We start from the raw sequence: 18,010 nt of genomic DNA, 5'->3' as shown, positions 1-18,010 counted from the left end.
GTGCTACTTCCTCTGGAACCTCAAGGTCCCAGTCTCCAGGTGTCCACGATCAAGGGGAAGCTTCAATGTCCCAGTCGTCGGTGAACCGGACGTGGATCAGCTCCACGCCGGTCGTGCGGCAGGTGGAGCAGGTGTCGGTGCGGATGCCGCGCAGTACTTCGCCGTACACCTTGGCCATGGAGTGGGTCTCCTTCGCGTCGAGGGTCGGAGCGGTGAAGTCGTGCTGGAGCCAGCCGAGTTGGCTACTTCCAAACTTGTTGCGAAGTCACGTGTCTGAATGGTAACTTTGCAACAAGTTAAAGAGATCAATCTCTGGGAGGTGGGCGGGTGCTGCAGATCCAGATCGGCCCCGAGCGCGAGGCGGGCCCGGACGACATGCTCGAACGGACGACCATTGGCTGGCGGCCCGGCATGAGCGAGGACGAAGCCTGGGAGGCCGGCCGCGGCATCTGGAAGTTCAACGCCGACCGCGCCCTTTCACAGGACGAGGTGCAGATCATCAACACGTCAGGCACCGTCCTCGCCGTCGCGACGATCACCGGCATCTCCAAGCACGGCGACCGCTACGCCCTCCAGGGCGAACTCCTGCGCGGTGACGACCGCGTCGGCCGCGCCACCAAGAGCCCGCACTTGTCCCGCAACCCCGTCACCTACATCTGAAGGGAGCGTCCCCGGTGAGTGACTTCGACGCGATCGACTCGCTCCTCGCTTCCGTCGGCCCGCAGACCGACCTCCCGGACCCCGAGGCCCGCCGTGCCTTGCGCGAGCAGGCTCAGCTGTCCAAGGCGCAGGTGGCCCGTGCTCTTGGGGTGAGCCCGTCCACGGTCAGTGCCTGGGGAAGCCGGCCGGGATCCGGCCGGCGATGTGCGCGTCAAGTACGCCTACCTTCTGGACGGGTTGAGCGCCAAGTTCGCCATCGACATCACGTCTGAAACCGAGCCGGCGGTGGAGTCCGCTGTGGCCGAGCCCGCTTCCTCTGAGTTCGAGGGCGGGGGCGAAGTGGAGGTACTCACCGCGCCGGAGCGGTGTGTGCTGTGCGGGCGTCCGGCTGGGCAGCGGGTGGAGGGCTTCGCCCAGCACCTGGACCCGGCCGGATGCCAGGACAGCACAGCCGAGGTGCTGCCCGCCCCTACCGCCCCGGTCGCCGTCCGGCCTGCCCCGGCCTCGAAGCCGTCGGAGCGTGCCAAGGGCCCGGCCCGCCGGGCATTCCAGGAGCTGTCAGGTCCGGTGGGCTTGATCCGTGCGGCGGTTGAGGGTGCGCTCGCCGAGCACTTGGGCGACGTGGAAGCGGCCACCGCGGCGCTGTTGAAGAAGGCGATCCCGGACACGATGCGTTTGCTGGACGAGACCCGCAAGGGTGCCCGGTACGACGTGATCGCCCATCCCTGGATTCCCGACATCCTGAAGAAGCAGACCTCCCGGGGTGCGGACCAGATCTGGGAGGCGCGCCCCAAGTGGACCCGCGCCGAAATGCCGCCCGGCGTTCATGAGGTGACGGCACTGGACATCAACGGCGCCTATCTGTCTGCCCTCAAGACTCATCTGCCGCTCGGGCAGCTCGAGCACACCACCGGCATGCCGCACGACCGCCGCCGCGCCGGAGTCCACCTGATCACTCCACCCGCCTGGGAGTACGGCGCCGTGCTGCCCAACCCGATCGGCGAGCGCGACGAACCAGGACCCCTATGGGTCACCGAACCCACCCTGCGTCTCCTGATGCGCCTGTCCAGCCCGAAGTACGGGCTGTGCGAGGCGCCGGAAGTCCACGAGTCCTACACATCGGGGGCGACGGAGAACCTGCTGGAGAAGTTCCGCATCACGCTCAAGGACGCCCGTGACACCGCCATCGCCGACGGCGACGCGGTCACCCTGGAGTACGTGAAAGCGATGTACTCGAAGTTCGTCTCCACCATGGGGGAGTCGAACTACAACCGGGAGCTGTACCGACCGGACTGGATGCACATCATCCGCTCCCAGGCCTTCGCCAACCTCTGGATGAAGGCGCTCAAAGCCCACGACGAGGGCCTCCCGGTCGTCCGGGCGATCGGCACCGACGAACTCCACGTCATCGGCGACTGGCGCCGTGTCTTCCCCGAAGGCCGTGGGGTTACCGAGGTCAAGGTCAAAGACCTCTACACCGCGGGCACCGACACGATGGGGGAGGAGCAGTAGATGCCGGAGAGGAACAACGACTTCGGAAGGTTCGGCGCGAGCGGCATCAGGGGAAGCGAACTCGTCGGGCAAAAGCTCGACGACCTCGCCGGCGGCATCGCCACCCCCATCACCGCGAAGCGCGGTCTCATGGCGCGCCTCAACTATCTGACGAGGTCCGACCACGCCCGTCAGGCCGCCAGGGATGCCGGGCTGACGGTGACCGACCGCACGCTGAAGGCATGGCTGGAGGCCAAGCGCCACCCCTCGGCGAAGAACCTGAAGAAGATCGACGACGCCTACCGGGCGGTGCGCCGGCAGAACGTGGCCCGGCACCTGCTCAAGCGCCTCAACGCGAACGGCGGCACCAGGGTGGAGATCCACCCCCTCAACCAGTCCGGCGTCGCCCGCCCGCTGCAGCGCGACGTTCCCTTCCGGCACATGAACGTGCGCCGCTGGGACAGGATCGTCGGGGCGTGGGCGGCCGGTGACCACCAGGGCTTGGACGCGGCCTGGACCGACGACATCCTGCCTGATCTTGGATCCCAGTACGGGGCGTACGAGTACTGCACCAACGTTGGCTTCGCTGCATAGCCCCTGGCCGGAGGTGGTCTCCGCAGATCGCGGGATGGCGTACGGTTGGCTTCACCGACGCGGGGTGGAGCAGCTCGGTAGCTCGCTGGGCTCATAACCCAGAGGTCGCAGGTTCAAATCCTGTCCCCGCTACTGCCGAGCAGGGTCCGGATCCATTCGAGGATCCGGACCCTGTCGCGTTTCCGGGCCGCCAGCGGTGGGGCCCGCTGGGCTACGTGTGCGAGTGCCCGGCACGGCGTGCGTGCGGCCCGCGTTCCCCGCCCGCACGCGCTCTGCAGCGGCGCCGGTGCCCTCTACCGGAAGATCTGCTGCCATACGGCGTGTTCGTCGCTTTTTTGGCTGCCGTGTGTGGAACGCCGCGTAATTCCTCAGCCCTACGGTTACGTAACAGGCCATGGGGGCGACGGAGTTGGCGTCGTCGTGGCCGGCTTCTGCCAGTGGTGGACGGACTTCCTCCACCGGTGACACCCAGCCGGCCCGCTACCGCCTGACACGCAGGAGAAGGTGCCCGATGAAAGACCATGACACCGAGCTGCCGCGATACGTCCCGACTGGAAGCGAGTTGCAACTCGCCGCGCAGAGCGGGTACTTCGCCGACGAGGCAGTGATCTTCATGCTGCGGCCCCACACTATGCAGGTGCATGACGCCCAGGGGAAGGTGGAGATACCGGATCTCCTGGAGGTCCTGGTACGCGAAGCCGGCGGACAGCAGCTGACCTTGCCGTCACTGTTCGCCCCTGTGCGCACGCCGGGCTGGAGAGTGGTGCTGCGACTGTCTGGCGAGTCGCTTGTGGTGCGGCTTCCCGGGCAGGGTTCCCTCTACGAGGGGAGCATGCCGACCGAACAGAGGTGGCGGCGTGACGTCGCCGCCACCGGCGACGTCGTGATCATCACCGGGCCGATGGCCGACCCGACCTGTGTCGATCCCGCGATCCACGCCGGGCTCACCACCCATGTGCGCGTGAAACTGTCGATACGCCGCTGAGTGCTGCCGAAGCAGGTTCTATCCGGCCCAGTGCGGGTGCTGGGAGATGAGTAGGCGCGCCAGGGAGGTGGCGACCTCCTGGGCGCCGGTGCTCAGCGCGGTGAGGGTGACGGTCTCGTCGGGGTCGGTGCGCAGTGTGAAGCCTGACTGGGGTGCGAGCCTGACCCTTTGCCGTTCCCGGTGTGGGTCGAAGGTGCCGAGGCTGACCATCGACGTCTTGGATACGGCGGTCGCCACAACGATGCGCTCGTGCTGGACGATGTTCAGCGCACCGGCGAACTGCAGCAGCTCGGTGAGCTGTTCGGGCAGCGCGATCGGATCCAGGATCGCGCCGAGCCCGTCCCGGGGGAGTGAGGCCCGGACGGTGAGCTGTCCGCTCTTGTAGAGGCGGACCTCCGCGAGCTCGCCCTGCGGGGGTTCGTTCCAGGACTGCGGGCGGCGTGCGGGGATGCTCACAGCCGCGTGTGCGGCGAACTTCGACGGGGTGAGAGCGACATCGTGCCCGACCTTTCCGGAGGTGCGGATCCGGTTGGGCAGCGAGGTGTTGAGCTGTTCGAGTTCTCGGGCCGAGTAGCCGTGAAAGTCCAGCGGCAGGACATGGACTTCCAGCAAGGGGTCCTGACTGCCGGACCATGCCAGGGCGGAGTCCTCGTCGAGGACCCACTGCAGGTCCACGGGGCGCGTCAGCTTCGTGAACGCCAGGGCGGAGGTTGCCGACTCCAACTCCCGTAGTCTCGCCGCGCTCCTCCAGCAGCCTCGCAAGCCGTTGCACGGCGTACCTCGAGTTATCAGTTGCCGCAGTTGCCCGAAGCTCGTCGAGCCGGCCGTGCCGTGCCAGCAGTGCGGCCAGTTGCTCACAGTTGTTGAGTATCGTGGTGCTGCCGGTGCGCAGCAGGGTGATCGCCTCGTCGGTGCGGCCCTGACGCTCGCGGACCGTTGCGAGCAGCCCGATTGCCGTGTCGCGATCGAGGCCTCGGCAGCACCACGGGAAGTCGGAGCACTGGTGCTCGGTCCGGGTGGTGAGCAGTGCGGCGGCTTCCTCGTCGCGTCCGGCGGGACCTGCGACATCGACCAGAGCCTCGGCGAGAGATGGCTCGCCGAGGTGCGGGCGCAGCAGGGTGAACGCCTCCTCGGCGCGACCGTGTCGGGCGAGGAGGCGCGTGTAGGACTCCAGCGCCATCGGATGCCCGGCCTCCATACGGACCCGGGTGATCTCGATCGCCTCGTCGACACGGCCCCAGCCCTCCAGCAGCTCGGCCGCAGCTACGACGGCCGTCCACCAGCCGGTTGCCAGGTACGGGGCGAGTACCTCCAACGCGTCGGCCTGTCGGCCCTGCTCACCCAGCAACCGCGCCCGCGCCAACGCGCAGAACCACTCTCCGCGACCGGCCTGCACCTCGGCCACGTCGACGTGGCCGCGTTCGAGCAGCCGCGAGACCAGCTCCGGCGGGATGCAGCCGGACCGCGTCCGGGCCCGGTAGTCAAGATCAGTGACGTCCACGGCCACGCACCCTAGCGCTCGCCCCTGACACCCTCGCCGAGACCACCGCAGTTTCGAATACAGCACAGTTGGAATGACGCTCCCCGCCAACTGGCGCCTCCGCGTGGACCGCGCAGCGCCGTGAGGCGTACGCCAACGACCAGGACGCGGACACCTCGCTGGTCGCGGTGACCGCGCGCACCAACCGGCAGAAGTCCGACAAGGACCCGGCCGACTGGCTGCCGCCGGCTGCCGGGCAGCAGTGCCGCTACGTGGGGGAGTGGGTCGCCACCAAGCTCCGCTGGAACCTGAACGTCGACAAGCGCGAACTGGAGGCGCTGAAGGTCCTCTCCGACGGGCCGTGCGAGAACACCGCCGTCGTCTACACCCCCGCACCGTAAGGCGAGCCGAGGGGACTGGGCGGGGTGCCGGGGCGCCGGGAGTCCGCGCCCGCGCGGGCGCGGACTCCCGGCACCCCGGACTCCCGGCACCCCGGACTCCCGGCACCCCGGACTCCCGGCACCCCGGACTCCCGGCACCCCGGACTCCCGGCACCCCGGACTCCCGTCTCACAGGGGTGACACTGGAGGTGGCCCCACAGGCGCTCTGACCCCGCCATCGCGGCACACGGTCAATGCCCTGCCCAACGCGTCTTGCGTCCCCAGCGGTTCGCTGCTCAGCTGGTACGCACTCGTTCGCATCACCCCTGGCCGCCGACGCCGAGGTGTGCGAAGGCCACTACCGCCATGTCGTCGTCGCGCTCGCTTCTGATCCAGCGGCCGGCCGACGAGAAGAGGGTGTCGATCAGCCTCTCTGGGTCTCTGCCCGGGACCGGCCTCAGCTTCGGCAGGGTCGTAGAAGGGGCCCTGACCGCGTTCCGGGCCTCCGCCACTCCGTCCGTGACGCACAGCAGGACGGTGCAGGCGGGAAGTCGCACGATTGCGGGCCGCCGGTGCCCGGCGCGAGGCCCCGCATCCTCAGCGGCCCCGTCCCAACGCCGTGTTGACGACATGAGCGCAGCCCTTGCGAGCAGTGAAGGGGCGAAGTAAGGGCTGTGAACGCTCTTTCGGCCGGGAACGTTCGATGTCTGTTCCGGGCGGGTGGGGGTATCGGGCGGATATGGCCTCGATGAAGCGTGTGCGTGTTGCCCTTGCTCCCCGTGCGGTGCGGCAGCTGCGCCGTGTCCGTTCGGTGTACCTGGTCGGGATGATGCTGTCCGTGCTGGGCTTGGTCCTGCAGTCGGGCAGGGAAGGCAGCGGTCAGCAGTCGGAGATCGCCGCCGTGCTGGTGGTGGTGTTCACCGTGCTGCTCGGGCTGGCGGTGGTGCAGCTGTGGCGGCATCAGAAGACTGTTCACTGCAGTACCGCCAAGAGGCTGACCCCCTCCGGCTGAACCCTTTCGTGGTGACGCGGGTACGGAGCCCCGGGTACCCGCGTCACAACCGGTGACGATGGGCCGCCCCACCAAACCTGTCGCCGTCGGCGCCAGCCCTCGGCTGCGGGCCCTGGCCGCCTACCTGCGCCAGCTCAAGGACGAGACCCGTACCACCTACGCCACCCTGTCCGAGCGCACCGGCCCACCGAACGCGCCCGGGTACCGCGGAGCCTCCACCCTCAGCCAGGTCGCCCGCGGCACCCACCTGCCCCCGTTCGAGACCGTCCTCGCCTATGCCCGCGCTGCCGGTGACCCCGGCAACCACTCCACGCAGCGGCGGGAAGCAACAGCCCTGAGCCTGTGGAAGGCAGCTGCGATCGAGAAGGCCCGCCCACACCTGGCCGGCTGCGGCCGACGGACCCGGCAGGTCCGCACCCCCGCCTCCCTGGGCCAGGAACTGACTCGGCTGCGCCTGCGGGCCGGCCGGCCCTCTTACTGCGCCATTGAGAAGGCGACCAAGGCCGACGGGCACCGTGTACCGCGTTCGACAGCCCACCTGATCCTCAACGGGAAGGTCCTGCCCAGCCGAGAGCAGCTGTCCGTGCTCCTGAAAGCCTTCGACGTGAGCGTGGCGGACGCCGCCCGGTGGCACGTGGTCCTCGACCGCATCGAGGACCGCCGGCGACCGCCCGAGCCGACCTGGCGAGGCAGAGGGTACGCGTGCGCGGACGCCGACCCGGCCGTGCAGGAGTACCTCGAACGCCGCGAGCGCGACGAGGAGATCAAGCGCCGTACCGGGCAGATCCATCCGGACGAGACGTACGAGGACTACGACGAACCGGAGGACGAGGCCAAAGGCAAACACGGGCCGCTGAGCAGGCCGCCTTCCGAGCTCAGCTGAATGCCTTGGCAGAGCGCGCCACCCCACGGGACAGGTTGTCGATCACGCCTGACAGCTCTACCGGCCTACCGTCTTCCGCCCATCGCCACCGATCCTCCCGGGCAGGATCGGGCGTGATCACCCGCGACTCCCACCCCGGCGTTACATAATTCTGACCAATTTTATGTACCGCCAGCTAGACTAGGCGGTAGCGTTACATTTTTTACGGCGTGGGCGTTCCGCTCCTGCTGACGGCCGCTGCCGAGCCGACTTGTCCGACCTTCCCCTCACAACCCGCTTGCCGCTTCTGCTCTTGGAGTCCCCGGGTGTCCTCCTCGCGTTCATCCCACACCGGTGAGGCGTCTTCCGGCGCTGCCGTGCCGGACAACCCCGCCCACGCTGCCCCGCCTGCAGCCTCGACGGAGCCGTCCGACCAGGCTCCGCGCTGGGCGGGCAACTGGCCCCTGAGTTTCCCGACATCTTCCACCCCGTCCGCAGCGGCCAAGACAGCCTCCGAAGACGCCGCGCGCCGACACGGCGAGGACAGTCAACTCGAGTCAGTTGAGGACCCGTTGACCAAGCCGGGAACAGCCTCCACCGCCTCTGACGAGGAAACACCACACGCCCTGGCGCGCACCGGCCCAGCGACGCTGCACGAGGCTCGCAGCACACTCAAGCAGCTGATCAACGCCGCCATCGAAGGGCACCCCACACCCCTGACGCGCGGCCCGCACCATGCACTGCTCACCACTCCCGCCCACGCAACCGAACTGGGCTGGGACCTCACCGAAGCCCTCACCCACAGCTTCGCGGACACCCGCAAGAAGCTCGGGGACCTGATCCAGCACGGAGCGGAGGGCCACCCCCAGGTGCTGTGCCGCCACAGGACCCCCGTCGCTGTACTGCTCCCCGCAGACGCGGACGGCACCCCCACCCCGCCCGCACCTCAAGCCGAGCCCGCACCCGACACAGCAGCCCCGGACTCCACACCACCTGCTAAGGGCCAGCAGGCAGTCCAGAAGACCACAGCAGCCGAAGCCGCCAGAGACTTCGCACCCGCGCTACCAACTACCCCTGCCGAAGCGGCCGCTGCACTCACCACGCCCTCAGAACCACAGCCGGAACCGGTGCCAGCAGCCCAAGACACGTCTACACCTGCCCATACGCCCCCCGCCTCACCCGGCACCACCCCGACCACCCCCACCGGCTCGCCAGCCGCTACCACTCCAACCCCCGCCACCCCCACACCCGGCACTCCGACACTTCAGCACCCGGCCACACCGTCGACCGCCCTCCCCGTACCCCCCTCGGCCCCGCCCCAGTCGGGCCCGCCGGCCCCCACTCCCGTCACGCCCGATGCCGGTCACGAGACCACCATCCCGGCCAGCGCCCCACCAGCCATCACTGCGCCGCGCACCCCGCGACGTCTGGCCGCACTCGCCCAGGCCCTCGACACCGTCCTCCCCACCACCGTCCCCACCGGTGAAACCACCACGCCCACACCCCTGATGGGCCTGCCGACGGGCCTCCGCACCCTGGACGACGCCCTCGGCGGCCTCCAGCCCGGCCGCTTCTATCTCGTTGCCGCCGCCCCAGGCGCCGGATCCAGCCTGATCGCCACCGCCGCCGCACGCACCAGCGCCCTTGACCAGCACCAACCCGTCCTGTACGCCGCCTCCGGACTCACCCGCGCCGACATCGCCGCCCGCATCGTCGCCGCGCACCTGCCGGTCGACTACCGCCGCCTGCGAGCCAGCCGCCTCACCCCCACCGAGCAGGACGACACCGCAGCCCTCCACCACCACCTGGCCCAAGCTCCGCTGTACATCGACGACGGCACCGACCTGACCACCGGCGCGATCGCCGAAAGCGTCCCGGACCTGCCGGGCCTGGCCCTCGTCGTGGTCGACCGCCTGCAGACCACCGAAGATCCCCGGCTCCCGCTCTCCGGCCCGACTCAGATCACCGACGCCGCCCAAGCGCTCGCACACCTGGCCCGCACCCACGAACTTCCGGTCCTCGCCGCCGTCGACACTGACGACCCCCAGCTGATCGCCGCGCTCAGCCTCGATATCACCATCACCCTGACCCGCGACGCCGACCAGATCCACGCCACCATCACCGAACGCGACCTCGGCGCGCAGGCCACCCTCACTCTCCACGCCGACCTGGCCCACGCCCGCATCACCGACCCGGCCACCCCAGCGCCACAGGCACCACCCCAACCCCCGGCCGTGACCCCGCACACCCCCGCACAGCCCCCGCAGGCGCATCCCCAAGCCCCCACACCCACCGAGCCCGCCCCGACAGTCCACACCGCCGCTCCACGCAGGCCATCGCGCCACCGCACCAGCGCTCCACCCCTGGCCCCGCCCCAGGGCGGCTACGCAAGCCGGGACTACAGCTACTTCACCGGCATGATCACCCGCGCCGTCGATGAAGCCCTCCACGACCACGACGGTGACATCACGACCGCAACCGAAGCCCTGGTAAAAAAGGCCGTACCGAACGCAATGGCCCTGTTCGAAGCAACCCGCGTCGGCGGAAATTACGAACACACCGTCTACCCGGAAACCCTCGAATTCCTCCGAAAGAAAACCAAGGACGGCGCCGACGAAATCTGGGAAGGCCGCCACAACTGGACCAACACCCGCCTCATGGACGCCCTCCAAAACGGCACCCACCACCCGATTACCGTCAACGCCCTCGACACCAACGCCAGCTTCCTGTCCGCCTTCAAGACCCACCTGCCCATCGGCGCCCTGATCCACGACCCCTACGGCGGCTTCGACCCCAAACGCTCCGGCATCTACCGCCTCCCCACCCGCCCCACCTGGCACCACCCCCACCTGCCCGACCCCATCGGCAACCGCCGAGAAGACGGCCCCGTCCTCCTCGACGACGCCACCATCCGCCTCCTCATCCGCTGCGCCCGCCTCGGCCTGTGCGAGGCCCCACACATCACCGAATGCTGGACCTCCGGCACCAGCGAAGGCCTCCTGGAAAAATTCCGCCGGGTCCTGACCGAGGCCCGCGCAAACGCCATCGAAGCCGACGACACGGTGACCGTCGAATACATCAAATCCATGTACTCGAAATTCACCTCCACCATCGGAGAATCAAGCGTCAACCGCGACATCCGCCGACCCGACTGGATGCACATCATCCGCTCCCAGGCATTCGCCAACCTCTGGTACAAATCCCACCGCGTCCACAGCAACGGCCTGACCGTCGTCCGCGCCCGCGGCACCGACGAACTCCACGTCGCCGGCGACTGGCGCACGGTATTCACCGAAGGCCGCCTCACCACCCAGATGAAACAAAAAGACCAATACCCCTTGCCGAGGAAGAGCGCCCGATAGATGTCGACCGACGGATGGAAAAACTTCGGCAACTACGGCGCAGACCGCGACCCCGGAAACGTCCACGGCAAAATCGCCCTCGCCCGCGCCCTCGAAGACGCCCTCGAACGCATGATCATCGACGGCGGAATCAAATCCCCAGCCGACACCCGCCGCGGCCTGAAAGCCCGCATGCGCTACCTCACCACCACCAAAGGCGGCCCCCAAGCCCTGGCCGACGCTGGCATCCGCGCCACCCCCGCCACCATTCGCGCCTGGACCCGCGGCACCCAGCGCCCACGCCAAGCCAACCTCGAAGCGATCGACACCGCCTACTGGAACCTGCGCGCCCACAACGTGCTCACCAACCCCGGCGCCCTCAAGCAACACCTCAACCGCAACGGCCGCGGCACCCGCATCGAGATCCACCCCGTCAACCAGGCCACCGTCGACGAGCCACGCCGCCGCGCCAACCTGAGGAGCCAGCACCGGCAGGTCCGCTACATCTGGGACGACGCCGTCGACGCCCTCGTCGCCAGCGATCTGGATGCCATGGGAGACCTCTGGGACGATGTCATTGCCGAACTCGACTCCGACTGGGGCGCCTACACCTACGTCTCCTACATCGGCATCGGCGCCTGATGGTCTGCGGGGGAGTGCTAGTTGAACGTCGTCGTCTGGGCGTCAGTGGCGCAGGCGCGGTGACTTGGTCGTTGACGCTGACGGACTGCACTCACTCGTTGCTGGCATGAGTGACGAAGGACCATGTCATTCTCACGCCAACCACCACCAACGCGCCCTCGGTCGGCGCCGCGTTGGGTTCACATGAATCCTCCATGCTGGAGAGTCCGGGCCGGCTGCCGGGAGCGGTGCCGGCCCGGCAGGTCGTCCGCCCAGTGCGGACCGTCAGTCGAGACGCTACCCGGGGCGCGAGGACCGCACCCCGGACGCAACGGGCTCAGTTCCTGTCAGTGTCACGGTCTCCGCAGACGTCCTCCTGAGAGCACCCCGGATGCCCGCTGAGCAGCCAGACGCGCACTCGCATCTGCAGCCACCAGACCCGGGCCCGTACACGGGCCCGCACCCACTCGGAGCCGGCCCGCACCTTACCCCTCCACCAGGACAGGGAGGGCGGCACGAAGAAGAACAAGACACTCGCGAGCAGGAGCAAGGACGCGGGGGAATGCAGGACAGTGCAGAACAAGGCGACCTCGTATGGGAAGAGCGGGCACTCAGCGCGCCGCGCCCCGCCTTCGCTGGAGCCGCCGGTCAACCGCCGGAACGGCCCGTATCCGGCACAGAACCAGCCGATCGGGTTCTCCACCCACGGCCCGCGAGGGCCACTCTTGCCGGTACCCAGCGGTGCCATCACAGGCCGAGGAGCATGACGATCAGGCTCAGGGTGTGTCCACCGCAGGCCCAAAGAGATCTCACCTTGAGGCTTGTTGCCCGATCCCGTAAAGCCATCGTTCACCGGGTCGCTGACGACGTGGACCTCCACCTCCCCCTTCTTGGCACGCGTCGAGATCCAGCCGGTGAAGTCCGACACCAGCGCCCGCGCGACCGCCGGTCCACCCAGTGCCAGGGCGATCGACTGCAGCACAGTGGATTTGCCCGAACTGTTGCGACCCGCAAGCACCGTCCAGCCGCTACGCCCAGGCAAGATCAGATCGGCCGCCCGCCTACCGGTGAAGCCCTTGATGTTCCTGAGCTGGACCCTCGTGACATACACCCGCGCTCTGCCTCCATCCTCCGCCTCGCCCCCACACGAACAGAGCCTCGCGGGGCACCAATGCCTTACATTCTCACGCCCCCACCAAAGGCGACGCTGCTGGCCAGGACGACGAGCACAGCAACGCCGCCCCTGCGGCGACCATCCGCAGCTGACAACGACAACCACACACGGCCGGCTTCCCCGGCCGACGCGCGCCCTCCCACTACAGCAGCCCCGCCTCCGCATGGACGTGACCGAAAGCCTGCGCCATATGGACCACCGCGCGGCGCATTACGTCCTGGCGCTCGACACGCCGCATGGAGGGCTCGGCGGTGATCGTGACTGCCATCTCCCGCCGGGAGCTGCGGCCGCCGGGACCGAGCTGCTCGAAGTCGACGAACGACGACAGAGCGGGAGCCACATCGACGTCGTCATACCGTTCGGCGCTCAGCCGCAGCTCGGTCGTGGGCGGTGCCGCCCACCGCCGAAGGGCCAGGACGCCGAAGACCGCAGGCAGCAGCTCAGCCGCCATCTCCCATGCGTGGAAGAGGACGTCCTGGGCCTCCTCGAAGCCCAGCGGTACGCCCCGATGGCCGCCCAGCGCTGCCATCCAGGCCGCCGCGTCCTCGACCAGCACGTCTGCGCAGGACACGACAGCAGAGTCCATCACACCGGGGAGCGTGATCATGGCGGCGGCCGTCACGGCCGGGCGCCTGTCCGGGGCGGTGACCACACTCGTATAGCTTGCGGCGTGCAGCGAGTTGTCGTGCGGGCCCGCCTTCCACCGGGCCGCAGGAAGGCTGCCGCCGCGCCGCTGGGACAGCAGGGTCACCGCACCGGCCAGCGCACTGTGCGGCAGGTGCTGCTCCAGGTCCTGGCGCCGCGTTCGGGTGATCTCCAGAGCGGGGGTGTCGGTCCAGGGAAGCGTCACCAGGGCGCGCAGGCGCAGCTGCGGCGGCGGCACCTGGCTCGTCCACCATTGTGCGGACCGGGTCTGCTCAAGGCTGAAGCGCACAGCGGGCTCCCACCGCCATCCATCCGTCTGCGAGCGCACCAGACGGCCAGCGCCCCACGTGCCGCCGTCCAGGTCCACCCGCACGGCGTCGGCGGCCACCACCCACGCCCGCCCTCCCTCGCCCGCTCCCGGCGGTACGGGGTAGCCGATCGCCGCCAGCGGATCCCCGCCGACATTGCTGCGGCCTGCGGTGACGATCGCCTGCCACACAGGCGCGACGACCACGACCGGCGGGTGCGGAGGAGCCACGCACAGCACCCACCCCGCCTCCCCGTCCCGGGCAGGGCCCAGATCCTGCAGCGCAGCCGCCCCGTGACGGTACGCCTCACCCACCGGGGCCCCAAGACCCGCACCGGCCAGTTCCTCGTACGCCTCCCGCATCTCCCGCTCCCACGCGGGCAGGCCCTGCCCCACGCGCACAGCAGCCGGCCCCGACGGGGAGTGGGCGACGGCTTCGCGCAGGAGCCTCGACAGCGTCTCGGCGGTGGGCATACCAGAGGTGGCGACACCCGCGGAGAGCAGGCGCTGGATTTCGGTGCGCGCGAGCCAGTGTGTCCCGTCGGCCTCGCGCACGGGCACCGCGACCGTGTCCGTGCGCGGCGCACCAGGCTTGCCGACCGGTGCCGCGACGACGAACAGGGTGCCCGCCTGCTGCGCAGGTACGTCGATGTAGAGCACGCGACAGCCCTGCTGGTCGTCGGACCACTCCACGCTGACCCCGCGCGGAGCAGGGGTGATGTGCGCGCGGATCAGCTTGCGGATTTGGTCGCGGTCGACCGAGGCGCGGTGGACCGGGATGATCTGGTCGAGGATCTCCACGTCGTCCACCACGCGCGTGCCGATGCCCAGCACGAGGACACCACCGCCACCGTTGGCGAAGGCGCAGACGTCCTTGGCGAGTTCCTCCACAGCGCGCGGCTCACGCGGCTCGTACGGAACCGCCTTGGCGTCCAGCCACTGCCCCTCCGGCTGCTCCAGCAGCAGATCGGGCTTCTGCGCGCGCAGCGCAGCACGGACGGCTTCGAGATCCATCATCGACACCCCGAAAGTATCCCGGCCAGAACTTGCCCAGCCGATCGAATTCCCCAACTCCGCACGGCCGAGGACACCAAACAGCCACCCACCCCGGCCGCTCGCTCTGATGGTTCTCCGCGCCCGGCTGCACGAAGACCAACGTCCGCCCGCACACCCTGCAGCTCCTGGCCTCCGTTCAGGCCAGGCGGCGACTGTCACGCAACGAACCGACCATGCCAAGACACACGAGCATCGGTTTGCCGCAAGGCGACTGATGCACCGGAACCCCGGGCAACCACCAGCCCGGCTTCCTAAGACGTCGTTTCATTTGGTTAGGCGGCGGTGGCAGATGAGTGTGGCTGCGATGCCGACGAAGGCGAGGAAGTGCTCGGCTTTGCGTTCGTAGCGGCGGTGGAGGCGTCGGCAGCCGGCCAGCCACGAGACGGTCCGTTCTACGACCCATCGGTGGCGGCCGAGCCGCTGTGAACTCTCGACACCTTTGCGGGCGATGCGGTGGGTGATACCGCGACTGCGGAGCCATCGGCGCAGGTGGTTGTAGTCATAGCCCTTGTCGGCATGCAGTTTGCCGGGCCGCCGGCGGCGGGGGCCACGCCGGGAGCGGATGGGCGGAATGCCGCGCACGAGCGGCTCCAGGCCCTGGCTGTCGTGCGTGTTCGCGCCGGAAATTCCCAGCGACAGCGGAAGACCGTTCCGGTCGGTGATCAGGTGGATTTTCGAACCCGCCTTGCCACGGTCGGTCGGATTCGGTCCCGTCAGTGACCCCCTTTTGCCGCCCGGACACTGACGGAATCAATCGCGCAACGCGACCAGTCCAGCTCACCGCGGGCACCGAGCTCATCAAGGACAACACGGTGCAGCCGGGCCCACACCCGCGCTTGCGACCACTGCGCGAACCGCCGGTAGACCGTGGGCCAGGCCGGCCCGAACACCGGCGGCAACTGCCGCCACGTACAGCCCGACGTGGCCACGAACAAGATCGCCGCCAAAACCTCACGATCACCCGCCCGAGCCCGGCCACCACCCTGCGGACGTATCACCTCCGTCGGCGGCACCACCCGACGGAACAACACCCACAACTCATCCGGCACCAACCGCACAACAAGACTCGTCACACACTGCCCAACGACCCACCCAGCCAAAGGAAACGACGTCTAACCTCGATCTTTCTTGAGGGTCCGCCGACGGAGTCGGTGGATCCTTTTGCTTTCCGGAGCTGATGCCGGGCGGGCCGGTGGCCCGGCTGTCGCGTCGGGTGGGCGCCGGGTTCCACTGCCCGGGGCGGGTGATGCTGTCGCAGGGACGGTGGGTTGCTGGTCAGCCGGGGTTGGGCAGGAGCGCGAGCCGTTCAAGGGCGGCGGTGATCTCGCCGGTCCAGGGCCAGTGCCGGGCGAGGCGGAGAATCCTGCGCCGACCGGTGGTGACGAGCTGGCCGGCTGCGGAGAACAGGCGGAACCGCAAGCGACGCGGTTCCCAGAGCCTCGTCCGGCCGGTCAGGGCGAGCATGGGCATCCAGGCCAGCAGGTCGAGCGCGATTTGGACGATCTCCATCCAGACCCGGTTCTGGGCGGTGTCGTGCAGGGGCAGGTTGCGCAGGCCGGTGGCCCGGGCGGCCCGGATCCGGTCCTCGGCCCGTGCCCGGAGCCGGTGACGCAGCTCGAGCTCGGCGATCGGCCGGCTGGTGGTGTTGGTCGCGAAGCACGTGATCCGCATGCCGTCCGCGTCCGTGATCCTCAACTGGGCGCCGGGATGGGGCCGTTCCTTTCGGACGATGAGCCGCATGCCCTGGGGCCAGCCGTCCAGGAGCTTGCCGGTGAGCTCGGCGACCCAGGCCCCGTCCCGGGTCTCACCGTCGGCCTCGACGGCCGGGGTCCAGGCTGAGGCGGGGACCTTCAGCACGTGTTCGTGGATCGTTTCGGTGACCGTCATGCCGACCGAGTAGGACAGCCATCGGCCCCGCTTCGCGAGCCAGGACACGAAGTCGTGGGTGCCGCCGGCGGAGTCCGTGCGGATCAGCGTCTGCCGTCCTCGTCGGTAGCGCTTGGGTAGTTGGGCCAGGGCGAGTTGGGCGGTGGTGATGTGGTCGGCGGCGGTGTTGGAGCCCGCGTTTCCCGGTCGGAGGAGGGCGGCGACGGGCTCTCCGGTTCCGCCCGGTCCGTGGTCGACGAAGGCCGTCAGCGGGTGATGGCCGTAGGTCTTCTTCGATTGTGGACGGCCCGCCGCTTCCGCCACGGAGCCAGAGCTGCGGATATCGCCTGGTCAAGGCCCGTCTTGCGGACCGTCTCCAGCAGCAGGACCGCACCGGCCTGCGAGACCACCTGCCGACCGTCTCCCTGGACACGGACACGTGGGTACGACGAGATAGGCTCTCTCACCTGGAAAGTGCTCTTTTCCTTGCAGCCAACAGGACCCTCAGCAAGTCCTATCGTTGCAGGTCAAGGGCACTTTCCGTGTTTCTGATCAACTCTTGGACAGCCCGCCTCGTGAAAGCGCGAGGCTAAGCCCGTCACATCCCTGGGCGAGACCGGGCAGCGTAGGCAGCCAGCTCGGCGCGCAAGTCCAGCCCCGATCCGGCTGCGGCCTGGCCCTGACCTCGAACTCGTCAGCGCTGAGGCTGTCGACCCACTCGACTACTGCAGCCGGCGGGGCAGTATGCGGGGCCGCCGTCAGCAGGTCCAAGTCCCGCTTCTCGAACGCCCGGCCGTCGACACCGTTCCTGCTACGCCCAGGCGTAGGCACTGAAGCACCGTTGGGCGGTACTACGGCAACGAGACCGGCAGAAGACACAAAGGTCATACGGGCCTCCCACCAGCTCCCCCACACACCTCCCAAGAACCGACCAAAGAAACCCGAGCACAAGGAAAACGAGGCCTGGATTAGGTTCTGACATTCTGCGTCGTAATACCCCTTTGGAGAACACCACCCCGGAGAGAATCGGTACAGAATCCCCAACACCCCACCAGAAAACAGAAAAATGTAACGCAATGAATGCACCAGAAATGCATGCCGCCTTCTCGGCGAGTTGCATAATCCCTCCGAGAGGTTTCCTGTCACCTCTTTAAAGCATCAAAGATTTCACAAGAGGTCCAGACCACCAATCCCATCACAAAGAGTAGCCGTTACATAATTACTCAATCGATCTTGAGGGCGTTACGCAATGGGTACACATTATGTGCAGGAGAGGTGGCGCACTTGAACACAAGTCAGCTCCACCCTCTCGCCACCAGCTGAGCCGAGAATGTTTCTTGCCTTGACCTGCGTTTTTATCTCTGGGGCGCCGACTGCCCCCACCCCTAATTATGTAACGCCTGGCGAGGCGAGGGTACTGCGGACGCTCCCCTTTAGTCAGCCGGGTAACGCCGCGGAGCGGCGTTACATAACCGCTGCGGAGCAGCGGTGCAACGCTCCGTCACGTAGTGACGGCGCGTCATGTCTCCGGAGGAG

At 68.4% G+C, this 18,010-nt stretch carries 14 protein-coding genes, 1 tRNA gene and 3 pseudogenes; 11 read left to right on the top strand and 7 right to left on the bottom strand.

Annotated elements, in window-relative coordinates:
• Positions 1–49: 49 nt before the first annotated feature.
• On the bottom strand, positions 50–178 hold the full coding sequence (locus SSPS47_RS35910; RefSeq protein WP_275405127.1) for a hypothetical protein: 129 nt from the start codon (positions 176–178) through the stop codon (positions 50–52).
• A 149-nt stretch (positions 179–327) separates the two neighbouring features.
• Between SSPS47_RS35910 and SSPS47_RS00085 the strand changes: the two genes are divergently transcribed.
• The 5 genes and pseudogenes from SSPS47_RS00085 (at position 328) to SSPS47_RS00065 (ending at position 3,730) form a co-directional block, all read left to right on the top strand.
• Entirely contained in the window at positions 328–660 is a 333-nt protein-coding gene (locus tag SSPS47_RS00085; protein WP_164247464.1) for a hypothetical protein, read from the top strand.
• 14 nt (positions 661–674) lie between these two features.
• A pseudogene (locus SSPS47_RS00080) lies at positions 675–2,172 on the top strand (helix-turn-helix transcriptional regulator).
• A complete protein-coding gene (locus tag SSPS47_RS00075) occupies positions 2,173–2,745 on the top strand; it encodes a transcriptional regulator (RefSeq protein WP_164247462.1) in 573 nt (190 codons plus the stop codon).
• A gap of 58 nt (positions 2,746–2,803) precedes the next feature.
• A tRNA-Met gene (locus SSPS47_RS00070) sits at positions 2,804–2,877 on the top strand.
• A gap of 379 nt (positions 2,878–3,256) precedes the next feature.
• Positions 3,257–3,730, top strand: coding sequence for a hypothetical protein (locus SSPS47_RS00065; RefSeq protein WP_164247460.1), 474 nt, complete (start codon positions 3,257–3,259; stop codon positions 3,728–3,730).
• Positions 3,731–3,748: 18 nt separating this feature from the next.
• On the opposite strand, the gene SSPS47_RS00060 is transcribed toward SSPS47_RS00065, so the two are convergent.
• Positions 3,749–4,453 carry a hypothetical protein gene (locus SSPS47_RS00060; protein WP_164247458.1) on the bottom strand — a complete coding sequence of 235 codons (705 nt, stop codon included), beginning with the start codon at positions 4,451–4,453 and terminating at the stop codon, positions 3,749–3,751.
• 280 nt (positions 4,454–4,733) lie between these two features.
• Here SSPS47_RS00060 and SSPS47_RS00055 point away from each other — a divergent pair, with 280 nt between their 5' ends.
• Positions 4,734–5,246 (top strand): hypothetical protein, encoded by a 513-nt coding sequence (locus tag SSPS47_RS00055; protein ID WP_164247456.1) that lies wholly within the window; start codon positions 4,734–4,736, stop codon positions 5,244–5,246.
• Positions 5,247–5,320: 74 nt separating this feature from the next.
• Positions 5,321–5,611, top strand: a pseudogene (locus SSPS47_RS00050) (HNH endonuclease); the annotation flags it as partial.
• A gap of 299 nt (positions 5,612–5,910) precedes the next feature.
• On the opposite strand, the gene SSPS47_RS00045 reads toward SSPS47_RS00050, so the two are convergent.
• Positions 5,911–6,147, bottom strand: coding sequence for a SpoIIE family protein phosphatase (locus tag SSPS47_RS00045; protein ID WP_164247454.1), 237 nt, complete (start codon positions 6,145–6,147; stop codon positions 5,911–5,913).
• Between the two features lie 182 nt (positions 6,148–6,329).
• Here SSPS47_RS00045 and SSPS47_RS00040 point away from each other — a divergent pair, with 182 nt between their 5' ends.
• The 4 genes from SSPS47_RS00040 to SSPS47_RS00025 all read left to right on the top strand — a co-directional run bounded on the left by SSPS47_RS00040 (position 6,330) and on the right by SSPS47_RS00025 (position 11,447).
• Positions 6,330–6,602 (top strand): hypothetical protein, encoded by a 273-nt coding sequence (locus SSPS47_RS00040; RefSeq protein ID WP_147878444.1) that lies wholly within the window; start codon positions 6,330–6,332, stop codon positions 6,600–6,602.
• Positions 6,603–6,660: 58 nt separating this feature from the next.
• Complete coding sequence (locus SSPS47_RS00035; RefSeq protein ID WP_164247452.1) at positions 6,661–7,485, top strand: helix-turn-helix domain-containing protein; 825 nt, start codon at positions 6,661–6,663, stop codon at positions 7,483–7,485.
• A gap of 551 nt (positions 7,486–8,036) precedes the next feature.
• Complete coding sequence (locus SSPS47_RS00030; protein WP_164247450.1) at positions 8,037–10,826, top strand: DnaB-like helicase C-terminal domain-containing protein; 2,790 nt, start codon at positions 8,037–8,039, stop codon at positions 10,824–10,826.
• Positions 10,827–11,447 carry a hypothetical protein gene (locus SSPS47_RS00025; RefSeq protein WP_164247448.1) on the top strand — a complete coding sequence of 207 codons (621 nt, stop codon included), beginning with the start codon at positions 10,827–10,829 and terminating at the stop codon, positions 11,445–11,447.
• A 316-nt stretch (positions 11,448–11,763) separates the two neighbouring features.
• Here SSPS47_RS00025 and SSPS47_RS00020 read toward each other — a convergent pair whose 3' ends face one another.
• The 4 genes and pseudogenes from SSPS47_RS00020 to SSPS47_RS00005 form a co-directional block, all read right to left on the bottom strand.
• Positions 11,764–12,537: an AAA family ATPase gene (locus SSPS47_RS00020; RefSeq protein ID WP_164247446.1), complete on the bottom strand. Its 774-nt coding sequence runs from the start codon at positions 12,535–12,537 to the stop codon at positions 11,764–11,766.
• A gap of 205 nt (positions 12,538–12,742) precedes the next feature.
• Positions 12,743–14,569: an RNA-binding domain-containing protein gene (locus SSPS47_RS00015; protein WP_164254299.1), complete on the bottom strand. Its 1,827-nt coding sequence runs from the start codon at positions 14,567–14,569 to the stop codon at positions 12,743–12,745.
• 303 nt (positions 14,570–14,872) lie between these two features.
• Positions 14,873–15,681, bottom strand: a protein-coding gene (locus SSPS47_RS00010) for an IS5 family transposase (RefSeq protein ID WP_239064695.1) whose coding sequence is annotated in 2 segments (ribosomal slippage) — positions 14,873–15,331 and positions 15,334–15,681 — 807 coding nt in all. Because the reading frame shifts where the segments join, the coding sequence is not laid out codon by codon here.
• Between the two features lie 202 nt (positions 15,682–15,883).
• A pseudogene (locus SSPS47_RS00005) lies at positions 15,884–16,941 on the bottom strand (IS1380 family transposase).
• Positions 16,942–18,010 lie beyond the last annotated feature (1,069 nt).

It is taken from the genome of Streptomyces sp. S4.7, from assembly GCF_010384365.1.
Taxonomy (GTDB): Bacteria; Actinomycetota; Actinomycetes; order Streptomycetales; family Streptomycetaceae; genus Streptomyces.
This window is presented reverse-complemented; position numbering and strand designations above follow the sequence as displayed.